Here is a 14,894-nt window from a genome sequence, read left to right as displayed (position 1 = left end):
AAATGAGCTAATTCGACCCCCTGCCAAGCTGCATTATTTGACTAAAAGACACGGTGTTTAGCTAAATAAATCACCCATGGTAAAAAATATGTCATCACTGTGAGCTAATCTGACCCTAGTGGTAATAAAGCAGTTTGCTTATTCTGCCAATCAGACATGACCTATCGAGCTCAACATGAATTTATCGTTTTTAAAATTACACCGCTCATTACTACTTATCTTTGTTGTAATGCAAACCAGCGTATTAATCCTAACGCTCAGCTTTGGCCAATATAAAGGCCACAGTGAAGTTGATTGGTTTGATGTCGCAGGTGAAGGTGGCATTACTGCCATGACCCTAGTGTGGATATTTTTTATTCTACTTAGCAGGCCTAAAGGACGAGTTACCAACTTACTATTCGCAGGCCTTGCGATTATGAACCTATCTATGACATTAGATTTTATTGACGAATTTGTCAGCTACAGTGATGAGCAAGCTTGGCTTAGCACTATTGAATCAATTCCCGCCCCTTTTGGCATGATTTTAATGACTATCGCGCTCTATCATTGGCATCAAGAGCAAATGAGTATAAATCAACAGCTGCGCAACCGAGAGCGCTTCTACCGGGAGCACCAACTCAGCGATGCCATAAGCGGCCTTGCCAGTGCCGATTATATGAAAAGCCAAATCAACCGCGAGCTGAATTTATTGCATCATAGTCAACATGGCTTTTCATTACTGATGCTGGATATTGCCCAATTTGATCGCTTTAATCGCCAATTTGGCGATGCCGAAGGCGATAAACTGCTACAAGAGTTTGCGCAAGTGATCACCCTCAATGTCCGCGAACAAGATTTAGTCTGTCGTTACGCCAGTGACTGTTTTATCGTTATGCTGCCTAATACACAACTTGCGATAGCTGAACAACTGAGTTCATCTATTGTCGGCGCATTAGAAGCATTTTCGTTTAACAGCAGCGATAGCACCCTAACTTATAAACAAAAAGTACATACGAGCTTAGTGGCTGCGACAAGCGCAGATTCTACTTCTGGGTTATTAAGTAAGTTACATCAAGGGCTGCTAAAAAATAAGCACTTGCACGAATATTGTCATGAGCAAACTGCGTGAGTACAAACGTGAGTACAAAACTAACTGATGTCAGTTATATCGATACCCCTTGCCAAGGCTTGCAGTCGTGGGCAGCACAGCTGGCTGATTTAGCAAAACACCGTGGCATACACCCAGATAAATTACTCAAAGGCACTAAGTTATTTTATCAAGACTTTGCCGCTGGAACCGCCATAATTAGTGTTGCGCAGTTTTATCAATTGCAAGAAAACTGCCGCCAATTTGATAACCAACACCAGCTTAGTTTTTTACTCGGACGAAAATTGCTCAATAACAACCCGCTATATAGCGCATTTTCGCAGGCGGAAAGTTTATGCTCATTACAAAAAATCCTGATACGTGCTCCTTTGCATGGCTTCAATTTATTTAATGCAACACATAAACATCATCAAGGCCGCCATTACTTTATTATTAACCTCAGCTTTGGGGCAATCAATACCCTAGTTGAGCAGTTTTGCTGTGAATTATTTGCCAGCTTTATAGCCGCAACCTGTAAATGGCGAATAGGTAATAACAGTGACTTAAGTTTTTCGTTTCCCTACCCTGAACCCAAACATATAGAGCAGTATCAAACGAACCTGCAAGCCAATTGCAAGTTCTCGCAACAGTTATTTATGGTCAGTGTCAGTGATGAATTGTACAACAGGCACTTAATCGACAGCTGCCCAAGCTTACTCCAGCAATCTTTAGCATCCATTGGGCAACAACCCCTGCCCGCGAAACCATGGCTACAGGCTGTGCGAGAGTATATTACCAAACACCCACAGCAAAACCTCGAAACCGTTGCCCACTATTTTGCAATGAGCCCAGCCACATTTAAACGCAAACTCAAGCAGCACCACACTCGCTTTAGCACCTTACAAGATTGCATTAACCGCCAAACAGCAGTGTTTAACCTCACCACTCTTGCCCAAAGTAACGAAACCCTCGCAAGCACACTGAATTTTACTGACCTAACCAATTTTCGCCGCGCATTCAAACGCTGGACTGGGACCACACCTAGCAACTTACGTTGTCAACTTAAATCAATGTGAGTAATACTCTATTAAAAGCCCTTGCATTAGTAGCAAATTAACAAATAATGGGAGCTTAGGTTCACGGGATTTGAATGAGGAAACATGAACACAATACTAACTACGCAATGTGCCGATGATGTAGGCTTAATAGCCAAGATCACCGGACTTTGTCACGAGCATAATTTAAATATTACTCGCAATAATGAATTTGTAGATAAAGACGCACAGCGCTTTTTTATGCGCACTGAGTTAACTGGCGTCCCAGCACCGGACTTTTTAAATCAATTACATGCTTTGCTGCCTGATGGCGCGCAATTAGCGCTGCACACTGACGAAAAAACCAAAGTAGTGCTATTAGCAACTAAAGAAGCGCATTGCTTGGGCGGCGTATTACTTAAGCAGTTTGAGCAAGCACTGAATATTGAAGTACTTGCTGTGATCGCTAATTACCCTGATCTTGCACCGCTGGCGAAGGGTTTTGATGTACCGTTTCATGTAGTCAGCCATGAAGGACTGTCACGCGCTGAACACGACCTGCAAGTGGGTGACTTAATTGCCAGCTACAACCCAGATGTTATTGGCCTTGCTAAATATATGCGAATTTTAAGCCCTGAGTTTGTTGGTCGTTTTGACGGTAAAATCATTAATATCCATCACTCATTTTTACCGGCATTTATCGGCGCTAAACCGTACCATCAAGCATTCGAACGTGGTGTAAAAATCATTGGTGCAACAGCGCACTTTGTTAATAATGAGCTCGATGAAGGGCCTATCATCATGCAAGACGTGACACATGTGAATCATGCAAATACTGCAGAGATGATGGCTAAAATGGGTAAAGACGTTGAAAAAACCGTATTTTGTAAAGCGCTACAATTAGCCTCTGAGCATAAGCTATTTATTAATGGCAACCGTACCGTGGTGTTTAGTTAGGTTTTATTCGCGAGTAAAAATGAAGAGGCCTATAGCCTCTTTATTTTTATTATTCAACGCTCTTACATTGTAATTATTATGCTTGCTCAATCGGTTCGAGTTGTAACTTGGCTGCAATGAGCACTGCTTGAGTACGGTTATACACCCCAAGTTTACGGAATATTGCGGTAATGTGTGCTTTGATTGTTGCTTCTGAAATATGCAGTTCGTAGGCAATCTGCTTATTCAATAAGCCTTCATGTAAATATTGGAGTACTTTGTATTGTTGTGGGGTAAGTGAGGCAACTTGAGCGGCAATTTCTTTATCTTCGTTTGTTATGCTCGCCACTTTATCTTTTAGTTCGCTAGGTAGCCATACATCACCATCGAGTATTTGATTAATTGCACCAGCAATATCATCGGATGATGACGACTTAGGAATAAATCCCATCGCCCCGTAACTCATGACCTTTGAAACAATATTAATATCTTCACTACCCGACACTACGGCAATGGGTAAACTTGGGTAATCTTCGCGAATGCGAATTAAGCCGTATAAGTCGCCACTACCTGGCATATGTAGGTCTAGTAGTAAGATGTCTAAATCTTCTTGTTCGCTTAGCACCTGCAGTGTCGTTTCAAAATTTTCAGACTCGAAAACGTCTAAATCGTCAAACTTTGCAGTTAATGCCCCTTTTAGTGCTTCACGGAATAACGGGTGGTCATCCGCTATTAAAAACTGACTCATGGTTCACTCCTAATGAATTCGGCTGCCACCTATCTAATAGCTGACAGCCGATATACTACGTTTAGAATCAACTTCTAATCAAGTTTTTAACGCATATTTAACGATTTAATCGGTTTTCAATTAATTCATCAACCACACTTGGATCGGCAAGTGTCGAAGTATCTCCTAACTGCTCGTGCTCATTTGCAGCGATTTTACGTAAAATACGGCGCATAATTTTACCAGAGCGCGTCTTAGGTAAACCCGGTGACCATTGGATCATATCAGGCGATGCAATTGGGCTAAGTTCTTTACGCACCCAATTACGTACTTCTTTGGTTAATTCATCACTTACCGTTACACCTTCATTTGGCGTAAGGTATACATAAATGCCCTGACCTTTAATATCGTGCGGGTAACCCACCACAGCGGCTTCAGCTACTGCTTCGTGAGCAACCAATGCGCTTTCGATTTCAGCTGTGCCCAGACGGTGACCAGATACGTTAAGTACGTCATCAACTCGGCCTGTGATCCAGTAGTAACCATCTTCATCGCGACGACAACCATCCCCTGTAAAATAAACACCAGGGTATGCTGAGAAGTAAGTTTGTTCAAAACGTTCATGATCGCCGTAAACTGTGCGTGCTTGTGATGGCCAACTATCAAGAATGACTAAATTGCCGTCAATTGCGCCTTCAAGTGTATTACCTTCTGCATCATAAAGTGCAGGCGCAATACCAAAGAATGGACGTGTTGCTGAGCCTGGTTTCATATCAGTCGCACCTGGTAATGGTGTGATCATAATGCCACCAGTCTCGGTTTGCCACCAGGTATCAACAATTGGGCAATTGCTCTTACCAATATTCTCGTAATACCAAGACCACGCTTCAGGGTTAATTGGCTCACCAACTGAACCAAGTACACGTAAGCTATCACGGTGTGATGTTGCCGTTGGCTCATCGCCTTTAGCCATCAATGCGCGAATTGCAGTAGGTGCAGTGTATAAAATAGTCACTTTATGTTTATCAACTACTTCACCCATACGCCCTGCGGTTGGGTAGGTTGGTACACCTTCGAATAATACTTGTGTACAACCGTTTACTAACGGGCCGTATGCAATATAGCTGTGGCCTGTGATCCAGCCTACATCGGCACTACACCAAAAAATATCATCTTCTTTTAGATCAAATACATATTCATGAGTCATAGATGCGTAAACTAAGTAACCACCCGTGGTATGTACAACACCTTTAGGCTGACCCGTTGAGCCTGACGTATAAAGAATAAACAGTGGATCTTCTGCATTCATCGGCTCTGGTGCACATTCAGCAGCTTGATCAGCGACTAAATCATGCCACCACACATCATGCTCATGCCACTGTACGTCGCCACCTGTTAACTGATGAACAACAACGTGTTCTATCGTTGTTACTGACTCTTGCGCAACCGCTTCATCAACATTGGCTTTTAGTGGCACTGTATTACCTGCACGACGGCCTTCGTCAGAAGTAATAACAATTTTAGCGCCAGAATCTTTAATGCGGTCAGCAATTGCTGATGGTGAAAAACCACCAAATACCACAGAATGAATCGCCCCTAAACGTGCACATGCTTGCATAGCATAAACAGCTTGCGGTGACATAGGCATGTAAATAGCAATACGATCGCCTTTTTTTACACCGAGTTTTTTCAAACCATTGGCAAATTTAGCCACTTCGTCATGTAATTGCTGGTAAGAAATATGTTCGCTTTGTGAAGGGTCATCTCCCTCCCAGATCAGTGCCGTTTTATCAGCTTTGGTAGCAAGGTGACGGTCAATACAATTGTATGACGCATTAAGTTCGCCATCTTCATACCAACGAATATCAATATGACCTTTATCAAAAGAGGTGTTTTTCACTTTGGTATAAGGTGTTGACCAATCGAGACGTTTACCGTGTTCGCGCCAAAAACCTTCTGGATCATCAATAGATTGCTTGTAAAGTGTATTATATTTATCGTTATCAACTAAGGCTGCATTCTTGATATGTGCAGGAACTGGATAGATACTTTGTGACATACTCGTCTCCATTTTAATTACTTGCCTAAGGCCTCCCCCAAGGATCACTCAGCATAGCGAGTGAAAGTATTAGACCTTAGTTGTATTATCTTTGATTTATTTCTATGTACCCATACATACTTTCAAATATTAATATTTTGCACTATTAATACAAGGTGTTAATGATGAAGTTACGTTACAAGATACCTTGCCACCTTAGTCTAATAGACCAATAGGTAATTGAGTAAAAATCATACTTAATCAAAAGTGGTATCACAACATAATTACAATAATGCAACAAGTAGCCCAGAATAGGATTTTGACTATGACAACTAAAGCAACACTATTAAAGACACTTACCGCAACTGCCGTATTGTGCGCACTAACAGCAACAGCTCAAGCCGCAACTATCGGTGGAACTGATGTTACTTATGGCGGTTATGTAAAGCTCGATGCAATGTGGAGTGACTACTCTGACGGAGTGCCCGCAGGTGGTAGTATAGGTCGTGATTTTTATATTCCTAGCACAACACCTGTAGGTGTCGATGTTGATAGTGATCCGGTATTTGATATGCATGCCCGTCAATCACGCTTTTTCTTAGGCACTGCAACTAAACTAGACGATGGAAAAGAAGTAAAAACCAAAATTGAAGTCGACTTCATTGCATCAGCCCCTGGTGGTGATGAGCGTGTAAGTAATTCATACGCACCGCGTATTCGCCAAGCATTTATTACTTATGATGGTTGGTTATTTGGTCAAGCTTGGTCAAACTTCCAAAATGTGGGGGCATTACCAGAAACTTTAGATTTCATTGGTCCTGCTGAGGGCACCGTGTTCGTTCGTCAAGCACAAGTGCGCTATAGCACTGGCAACTGGTCTTTCTCATTAGAGAATCCAGAAAGCACTATCACCACTCAAGGTGGTGCACGAGCAACGATAGATGACTCAACACTCCCTGATTTTACCGCACGATATGGGATGAAAGCTGATTGGGGGGAATTTGTTGTTGCAGGCCTTGCACGCCAACTTACTTATAAACAAAATGGTTTAGATGCCGATGAAACTTCATTTGGTGTCAGTGCGTCAGGTAAAGTTAACTTCGGTGAAAACAACCTCAAATTTATGCTTACTCAAGGTAAAGGACTAGGTCGTTATATTGGTGTTAACGTTGCTCACGGTGCTGTATTAAATGGTGATGAACTTGATGCAATTGATTCGACATCAGGCTTTATTGCATACCAACAAAATTGGAATAGCCAGTGGCGTTCAACATTTGTTTATTCATTCTTTTCAGCGGATAACAACACCGACTTATTGGCCATTACCGGCGACCCAACAAAATCAAGCCAAAGCTACAGTGCTAACATTCTTTACTCCCCGGTTAAAAAGCTTACCTTTGGTGCAGAGCTGAAACACGCTGAGCGTGAAGTAGAAAGCGGAAATGATGGCGATATGGATCGCTTACAGTTCTCTGTAAAATACGCATTCTAAACGAATAGCACATTTTATTACTTCCTTAAGCGGCCTAGGCCGCTTCAGATTGACGATAAACCCTGCTTTTTTGCAGGGTTTATTATTTTTGAGCAGCCGAAGGCTGCGATCGCGATATTTTTCTGTTGTTATTATTATTCTTTGCGTTTTAGTGCTGATGTGACTTTTCTTGAATTTACCGCCGTATGACGGGGTCTTAGAGGGATTTTGAGATTTATTACGCTCATCTTAGGCTAGGCTGCCTTCATTAACGCCATTTTCTTCATATTCTGACAGGCTGCTGCCAATAAGCATTGCGCACTGACATTCTTTATTCCTCTGTATCTACAATAACGGTGCCCATGATGTTGTTTTGCATCCGCGAAACTTCTTTCGACTGTTTCACCTCGTCGTTTGTATCGTTTTTTACCCCATTCACTCAGCCGTATTTCATTTGCTGCCAAGCGGCCTAGGCCGCTTTTTTTTTGCTCCGCAGCCTTTATCTGATGTTCTCCACTTAAGCTACAAACATAACGATTACGACTCACTGAGCAACTTATACCAATCGACTTAAATATTTAACCATTCTAGCGGGCTAAATAAAGCGCTAACTGCGTTATAAATTTTTCATGTAGAACAACTACATATCAAAATTTATGCCTTGTTATCACTCCATTTATCTGTCGCTATAAATGATCAGTAACTTAACACGATTGGTATTAGCGGCCTCTGTAGATTGGCTATTGGTAACAAAAATACACAAAAAAGCCACTAAACATACATTTAGTGGCTTTTTGACAATTAAGCTCGGGTCAAAGCGGGCTTATTTCATGTAGTTAAAGCTCAGCACCATCCGCTAATAAAACATCTTCATTATCATCTGGCTTAATGGTCGCTTTTAGTAACAGCATGTCACGTAACTTGCCTTCAATTTCATCAGAGATCTCAGGGTTTTCTTTCAAAAACTTAATTGAATTTGATTTACCTTGACCAACTTTACTACCATTATAGCTGTACCAAGCACCGGCTTTTTCAACTAGCTTATGCTTAACACCTAAATCAATTAGTTCACCATGTTTAGAGATACCTTCGCCGTACATAATGATAAATTCAGCTTGTTTAAACGGTGGTGCAACTTTATTTTTTACCACTTTAACGCGGGTCTCATTACCCACGACTTCATCGCCCTCTTTCACAGAACCAATACGGCGAATATCTAAACGTACTGAGGCGTAGAATTTAAGAGCATTACCACCCGTTGTGGTTTCTGGGTTACCAAACATAACACCAATTTTCATACGGATTTGGTTAATGAAAATACATAAAGTGTTAGAGCGTTTGATGTTACCGGTTAGCTTACGCAATGCTTGCGACATTAAGCGTGCTTGTAAGCCCATGTGTGAATCACCCATGTCGCCTTCAATTTCTGCTTTTGGTGTAAGTGCTGCAACAGAGTCGACAATAACCACATCAACAGCGCTTGAACGTACTAACATGTCACAAATTTCAAGTGCTTGCTCACCGGTATCTGGTTGCGAAACTAGTAGATCATCAATATTTACACCTAATTTTTGTGCGTAAATTGGATCAAGTGCGTGCTCAGCATCTACGAATGCACAGGTTTTGCCTTCTTTTTGTGCTTCTGCGATAACTTGTAGTGTTAGCGTAGTTTTACCTGATGATTCAGGACCATATACCTCAACAATACGACCCATAGGTAAACCACCTATGCCTAATGCGATATCAATGCCCAGAGAGCCTGTTGATATAGCATCAATATCTAATGCTTTGTTGTCACCCAATTTCATAATTGAGCCTTTACCAAATTGACGTTCAATTTGAGATAAAGCAGCGTCCAACGCTTTTTGTTTGTTATCGTTCATTTTACTCTCCAAATCCGGCTAATGCAGACAAGTATACTGTATGAAATCACAGTATCAAGTTAATTTTATCAATTTATCTTTTCAATAACAGTTTTTAAAGAATAAACAATAGCTTGCAATCTAACCTGCGCTCTATCACCTGCAAATATCTGTTGGCTCGGATACTGTTTATCGCCAATCTGAATACAAAACCACACTAACCCGACGGGTTTTTCTTTACTGCCGCCGCCTGGACCTGCCACCCCCGATACTGCAACGGAAATATCAGCTCCAGCCGCTTTACAGGCACCCGCTGCCATTTGCAAAACTGTTTGCTCGCTCACAGCCCCATATAAAGCTAAGGTTTGCTCATCGACACCTAGTAAATCTTGCTTGGCTTGATTACTATAAGTGACAAATGCGCGATCTATATAAGTTGAGCTGCCTGGGGTATCTGTTAATGCATAACTTACTCCTCCACCAGTACATGATTCAGCACTAGTGATCCACAAGCGTTTATCCGTTAAAATAGCGCCTAATTGCGCAGCAAGTGTTTTAATCTCTTGATGTAATTCCATATTCAGCCTTTGGGTAAATACATGTCGTTCGATCTTTATGCACCACACACTATAAATCAACAAACGCCAATGATGCAGCAGTATCTAAAAATAAAATCGGAGCATCGTGATATTCTACTGTTTTATCGCATGGGCGACTTTTATGAGCTATTTTTTGATGATGCTAAGCGCGCAGCGCAACTGCTCGATATTTCGCAAACGCACCGCGGTAAAGCTGGCGGAGATCCTATTCCAATGGCCGGCGTACCCTATCACGCCGTAGAAAACTATTTAGCCCGCTTGGTACAAATGGGTGAATCAGTCGCAATATGTGAGCAAATAGGCGACCCTGCAACGAGCAAAGGCCCCGTTGAGCGTAAGGTGGTACGCATTGTCACCCCAGGCACAATTTCTGATGAAGCATTATTACAAGAACGCCAAGACAATTTACTAACCAGTGTTTGGCAAAGTAAAAAAGGCGTGTATGGCATCGCTTACTTAGACATTAACTCAGGTCGTTTTAATATTGTTGAAGTACATACTGAGGAAGCGTTTAGTTCTACTTTACAACGCTTAGCACCAGCCGAACTACTTTATAGTGAAGACTTTACTAACTTTCATTTAATTGAACATATTAAAGGTATTCGTCGACGCCCTGAGTGGGAGTTTGATTTAGACACAGCCCAGCATTTGTTATGTGAGCAATTTGGCACTAAAGATTTAATCGGTTTTGGCGTTGATAAAGCAAAAACCGCATTGGTTGCAGCTGGTTGCTTAATGCAATATGTCAAAGATACCCAACGCATTGCTTTACCACATATTCGTGCCATCACTTTAGAGCATAATGAACATGCGGTTATTTTAGATGCCGCCACACGTAAAAACTTAGAGCTGACCGTCAATCTATCCGGCGGATTTGAAAACACCCTAGCACAAATACTTGATAAAACAGCAACGGCAATGGGATCGCGGCTATTAAAGCGCCGTATTCATACTCCAATACGATCCAAGCCTGAGCTAAATGCGCGCCTTAATGCCATTAGTGCCATTATTGATGTACAACTGTGTGGCGAGCTACATGAGTCGCTCAAACAAATAGGCGATATCGAGCGCGTTATTGCTCGCTTAGCCTTGTGGACCGCCCGCCCGCGTGACTTAACCCGCCTGCGCAGTGCACTACAAGCCCTTGCACCATTACACCAATTATTAGCCGATGCTAGCGATCCACGTATTAGCCAAATTATCGCGCAATCACCAGAATTACCTGAGTTACAACAATTACTCGAACAAGCCGTCATTGAAAACCCACCGGTATTAATTCGTGATGGCGGCGTAATCGCCCCTGGATACAATAATGAACTCGATGAGTGGCGATCATTAAGCCAAGGTGCAACTGATATACTCGAGCAGCTTGAACAGCGTGAACGCGAACGTACTGGTATCAGCACGCTCAAAATTGGCTATAACCGTGTACATGGCTTCTTTATTGAAGTTAGCCGTGCCAATGCACACTTAGTACCGGCAGATTATATTCGCAGGCAAACACTTAAAAATAATGAACGCTATATAATTCCAGAGCTTAAAGAACATGAAGACAAAGTATTAGGCAGCCAATCAAAAGCACTCGCACTTGAAAAGCAGCTGTACGAACAATTGTTTGAGTTTATAGCGCCGCACATTGAGCAGCTACAAATTATGGCTGCCGCACTGGCTGATTTAGATGTGCTGAATAACTTAGCTGAGCGCGCTATTGCACTTAATTACGCCAAACCAGAACTTTGTGATAGTGACGATATCAGCATCAAACAGGGGCGCCACCCAGTTGTTGAGCAAGTCATGAAAGACCCATTTATAGCCAACCCTGTAGAACTTAATGCACAACGCAAAATGTTGATTATCACAGGGCCAAATATGGGCGGTAAATCAACTTATATGCGTCAAACGGCTCTCATTGTGCTCATGGCTCACATTGGTAGTTACGTGAGCGCAGACAGCGCTAAAATAGGTAATATTGACCGCATATTTACACGTATTGGTGCCAGTGATGATTTAGCATCAGGGCGCTCAACCTTTATGGTCGAAATGACAGAAACAGCCACCATTTTAAATAATGCCACGGCGCAATCGCTGGTATTAATGGATGAAATAGGCCGTGGCACCAGTACTTACGATGGTCTGTCTCTCGCCTATGCGACAGCTGATCATTTAGCGTCAAAAATATCAGCTAAAACATTGTTTGCAACGCACTATTTTGAACTGACAGAACTTGCCGAGCAACAAGCTGGACTGGTCAATGTTCATCTAGATGCCATAGAGCATAACGACACCATTGCTTTTATGCATACCGTGCTTGATGGCGCTGCAAGTAAAAGTTTTGGCCTACAAGTAGCGGCTCTGGCTGGCGTGCCAAAAGCAGTTATAAAACAAGCAAAACAAAAGCTTAAAATGCTCGAGAATCATCAGCCAGTCACCGCAGACATCAATGCCGTGCAACCTTCATTATTCGAAGCTGAGCCGTCGCAAGTAGAAACCCAGCTTGCTGAAATTGATATTGATGACTTAAGCCCGCGCCAAGCTCACGCGCTACTTTATAAATTAAAAGCCTTACTTTAAGATAAGAAAAAACCACAAAAAAAGCTGAAGAGTTTTGCTCTTCAGCTTTTTAATAATTATTTTCTGTGTGTGTTTTGTGTCTATTACTACTGTGCTAGTCGTTATGAGAACTGATCAAATAAGCTATCAGTACTTAATCCTTCATGCTGTAAAATATCTTTTAAACGACGCAGCGCTTCAACTTGAATTTGTCTTACTCGCTCACGTGTTAAACCAATCTCACGGCCAACATCTTCAAGCGTTGACGGCTCATAGCCTAATAAACCAAAGCGACGCGCAAGCACTTCACGTTGTTTAGGGTTTAACTCACCTAACCAATCAACAATATGCTTATTAATATCATTGTTTTGTACTTCGCCTTCTGGACCAAAGCCTTTTTCATCGGCAATAATATCAAGTAATGCTTTATCATTTTCGCCACCAATTGGCGTATCTACAGAAGTAATTTTCTCATTTAAACGCAGCATTTTAGTTACGTCTTCAACGGGCTTATCTAAAGAGGCGGCAATTTCTTCGGCAGTCGGTTCATGATCAAGCTTTTGAGTTAACTCACGAGCAGTACGTAAATAAACATTCAATTCTTTTACAACATGGATTGGTAAACGAATGGTGCGAGTTTGATTCATGATGGCACGTTCAATGGTTTGACGGATCCACCAAGTAGCATAGGTAGAAAATCTAAAACCACGCTCAGGGTCAAATTTTTCAACAGCGCGAATTAAGCCTAGGTTACCTTCTTCAATTAAATCCAGTAGCGCTAAGCCTCGATTATTATAACGGCGGGCAATTTTTACAACTAAACGTAAGTTACTTTCAATCATGCGTTTGCGGGAGGCTTCACAGCCTTTCAACGCTTTGCGGGCAAAAAACACTTCTTCTTCAGCGCTCAATAATGGTGAAAAACCAATCTCTCCTAAATAGAGTTGAGTCGCATCTAAATTTTTAGTTATTTCCTCTTTAGCAAATATTTCATCATCTTTATCGACGTCATCTAATAATTCAGAAGCAGCATCGTCTACCACTATATCATCAAATTTATCATCAACCGCGTCTTTCGTTTTCTCTATTTTTGCTGTGTTACCCATGAGCGTACCCTCAAGCAAATAAGTGATCTTATATCACTATGATCAATACCCGATAGCTAAGGCAAATACTTTTCGGGATTAACAGCCTGTCCTCGATAACGGATCTCAAAACGTAATGCCGTCACGTCAGAATCTGAACTGCCAATCTCTGCGATTTTTTGCCCAGCTTTCACATCCTGTTTTTCTTTCACTAATAACTTAGAGTTATGTGCATAAGCACTAAGATAATCATCATTATGTTTCAAAATGATTAAATTACCGTACCCTCTAAGTGCATTTCCCGCGTATACGACTGTTCCTTGTGCGGCAGCAACCACAGCCACACCTTTTTTATTAGTAATCTGTAAACCTTTGTAGCCATTTTCTTTAGTTGAAAACCGCTGTGTTACAGCCCCTTTAGCAGGCCAAGACCAATGTACCTTTCCTGAAACCAAACTGTTGGTATTACTAACTTTTTTACTGGCTTGTTTTTGAACATACTCTCGTTGTTTTGGCTGATCAAGCTCTTTTTTTAATTTTTTGTTATTTTTTTGTATTTCTTTTGTAGACTTTTTACTCGAATTCGTATATTTTTTCTGCTTTTTCGTTTTTATTGATGGTTTTTTAAACGAAATAACTTGACCTGGATGGATCATGTAAGGAGCTGGAATATCATTGTTTTTTGCCAACATGCGAAAATCTTGTTGGGCGCTGAAAGCGATTGAGTAAAGTGTATCGCCTTTTTTACAACATAACGATCGCCATTGATGTTCACTTTACTGGTATAAGGCTTAACAGAAGTATTTAAACTACTTACTGGAGCTGGCGCTTGACGAGAAGAGCAAGCACTGAGCAAAACACTTGTAAATAAAGTAACATAGAAAATGTACCGGCTATTCATAGTGTTTTGCTCCTTGTATTAATAATTGTGGTTTTTAACGCTTAACGTAGTAAAAAGTACGCTACCACCACTAAAATCACTAATCCCCAGCCAAGTGCTTCTACATATTGACGTAATTTTTGCTCCATTTTTACTCCTCCCCACTTCATTAGTGCTGAGACTAAAAAGAATCGTGCGCCACGCCCAACCGCTGAAGCTAATAGAAAAGGTAGGAAGGCCATTTGTAAAAGCCCCGCACCAATAGTAAATACCTTATAAGGTATTGGTGAGAAGCCAGCTAAAAACACCACCCACACACCATAATCTTTAAACCAACTTAGGGCAGTATTAAACTTTTCCTGCCAACCCATTTGCGCAATCAAAGGCTCGACAACAGGCTCAAATAACCAAAACCCTAATAAATAACCAAATACCCCACCAAGTACTGACGCAACCGTAGCAAAGGTAGCGTAACGCCATGCTTTACTCGGTTGTGCAAGCGACATAGGCGCAAGCATAACATCCGGTGGAATAGGAAAAATAACTGATTCAGCAAAACTCATCCCTGCTAAATAACGCTCTGCGTGGCGATGTTTCGCCCACACTAATGCCATATCATACAACTTGGTAAACAATTTCAAAGTGA

11 protein-coding genes and 2 pseudogenes are annotated in these 14,894 nt (G+C 41.6%); 5 read left to right on the top strand and 8 right to left on the bottom strand.

Annotated elements, in window-relative coordinates:
- The first annotated feature begins 175 nt into the window (after window positions 1-175).
- From PHAL_RS0111325 to purU, 3 genes are all read left to right on the top strand, one after another.
- Entirely contained in the window at window positions 176-1,108 is a 933-nt protein-coding gene (locus PHAL_RS0111325; protein ID WP_016708522.1) for a GGDEF domain-containing protein, read from the top strand.
- Between the two features lie 8 nt (window positions 1,109-1,116).
- Window positions 1,117-2,142, top strand: coding sequence for a helix-turn-helix domain-containing protein (locus tag PHAL_RS0111320; protein WP_158217505.1), 1,026 nt, complete (start codon window positions 1,117-1,119; stop codon window positions 2,140-2,142).
- Between the two features lie 84 nt (window positions 2,143-2,226).
- On the top strand, window positions 2,227-3,057 hold the full coding sequence (purU, locus tag PHAL_RS0111315) for a formyltetrahydrofolate deformylase (RefSeq protein WP_016708520.1): 831 nt from the start codon (window positions 2,227-2,229) through the stop codon (window positions 3,055-3,057).
- A 76-nt stretch (window positions 3,058-3,133) separates the two neighbouring features.
- Here the strand turns inward: purU and PHAL_RS0111310 are convergent, their stop codons facing one another.
- Window positions 3,134-3,784 carry a response regulator transcription factor gene (locus PHAL_RS0111310; RefSeq protein WP_016708519.1) on the bottom strand — a complete coding sequence of 217 codons (651 nt, stop codon included), beginning with the start codon at window positions 3,782-3,784 and terminating at the stop codon, window positions 3,134-3,136.
- A 97-nt stretch (window positions 3,785-3,881) separates the two neighbouring features.
- Window positions 3,882-5,822 carry an acetate--CoA ligase gene (gene acs, locus PHAL_RS0111305; protein ID WP_016708518.1) on the bottom strand — a complete coding sequence of 647 codons (1,941 nt, stop codon included), beginning with the start codon at window positions 5,820-5,822 and terminating at the stop codon, window positions 3,882-3,884.
- Between the two features lie 304 nt (window positions 5,823-6,126).
- Here acs and PHAL_RS0111300 point away from each other — a divergent pair, with 304 nt between their 5' ends.
- Window positions 6,127-7,293 (top strand): DcaP family trimeric outer membrane transporter, encoded by a 1,167-nt coding sequence (locus PHAL_RS0111300; protein ID WP_016708517.1) that lies wholly within the window; start codon window positions 6,127-6,129, stop codon window positions 7,291-7,293.
- A gap of 233 nt (window positions 7,294-7,526) precedes the next feature.
- Here PHAL_RS0111300 and PHAL_RS0111295 read toward each other — a convergent pair.
- The 3 genes and pseudogenes from PHAL_RS0111295 to PHAL_RS0111285 form a co-directional block, all read right to left on the bottom strand.
- Window positions 7,527-7,730 (bottom strand): annotated as a pseudogene (locus PHAL_RS0111295) (transposase); the annotation flags it as partial.
- A gap of 378 nt (window positions 7,731-8,108) precedes the next feature.
- The gene (recA, locus tag PHAL_RS0111290) at window positions 8,109-9,155 is read right to left on the bottom strand and encodes a recombinase RecA (protein ID WP_016708515.1); all 1,047 of its coding nucleotides are present in this window, start codon (window positions 9,153-9,155) and stop codon (window positions 8,109-8,111) included.
- Window positions 9,156-9,223: 68 nt separating this feature from the next.
- Complete coding sequence (locus PHAL_RS0111285) at window positions 9,224-9,712, bottom strand: CinA family protein (protein WP_016708514.1); 489 nt, start codon at window positions 9,710-9,712, stop codon at window positions 9,224-9,226.
- Window positions 9,713-9,733: 21 nt separating this feature from the next.
- On the opposite strand from PHAL_RS0111285, the gene mutS reads away from it, so the two are divergent.
- Window positions 9,734-12,304, top strand: coding sequence for a DNA mismatch repair protein MutS (gene mutS, locus PHAL_RS0111280; RefSeq protein WP_016708513.1), 2,571 nt, complete (start codon window positions 9,734-9,736; stop codon window positions 12,302-12,304).
- A 101-nt stretch (window positions 12,305-12,405) separates the two neighbouring features.
- On the opposite strand, the gene rpoS is transcribed toward mutS, so the two are convergent.
- The 3 genes and pseudogenes from rpoS to PHAL_RS0111265 all read right to left on the bottom strand — a co-directional run bounded on the left by rpoS (window position 12,406) and on the right by PHAL_RS0111265 (window position 14,889).
- Window positions 12,406-13,389 carry an RNA polymerase sigma factor RpoS gene (gene rpoS / locus PHAL_RS0111275; RefSeq protein WP_016708512.1) on the bottom strand — a complete coding sequence of 328 codons (984 nt, stop codon included), beginning with the start codon at window positions 13,387-13,389 and terminating at the stop codon, window positions 12,406-12,408.
- A 56-nt stretch (window positions 13,390-13,445) separates the two neighbouring features.
- Window positions 13,446-14,269: pseudogene (locus PHAL_RS22990) on the bottom strand (peptidoglycan DD-metalloendopeptidase family protein).
- Between the two features lie 41 nt (window positions 14,270-14,310).
- Window positions 14,311-14,889 carry a YqaA family protein gene (locus PHAL_RS0111265; RefSeq protein ID WP_016708510.1) on the bottom strand — a complete coding sequence of 193 codons (579 nt, stop codon included), beginning with the start codon at window positions 14,887-14,889 and terminating at the stop codon, window positions 14,311-14,313.
- Between the last annotated feature and the right edge of the window lie 5 nt (window positions 14,890-14,894).

The organism is Pseudoalteromonas haloplanktis ATCC 14393 (assembly GCF_000238355.1).
GTDB lineage: Bacteria > Pseudomonadota > Gammaproteobacteria > Enterobacterales > Alteromonadaceae > Pseudoalteromonas > Pseudoalteromonas haloplanktis.
The sequence above is the reverse complement of the archived record's forward strand: the minus strand, read 5'-3'. Positions and strand labels throughout refer to the sequence as shown.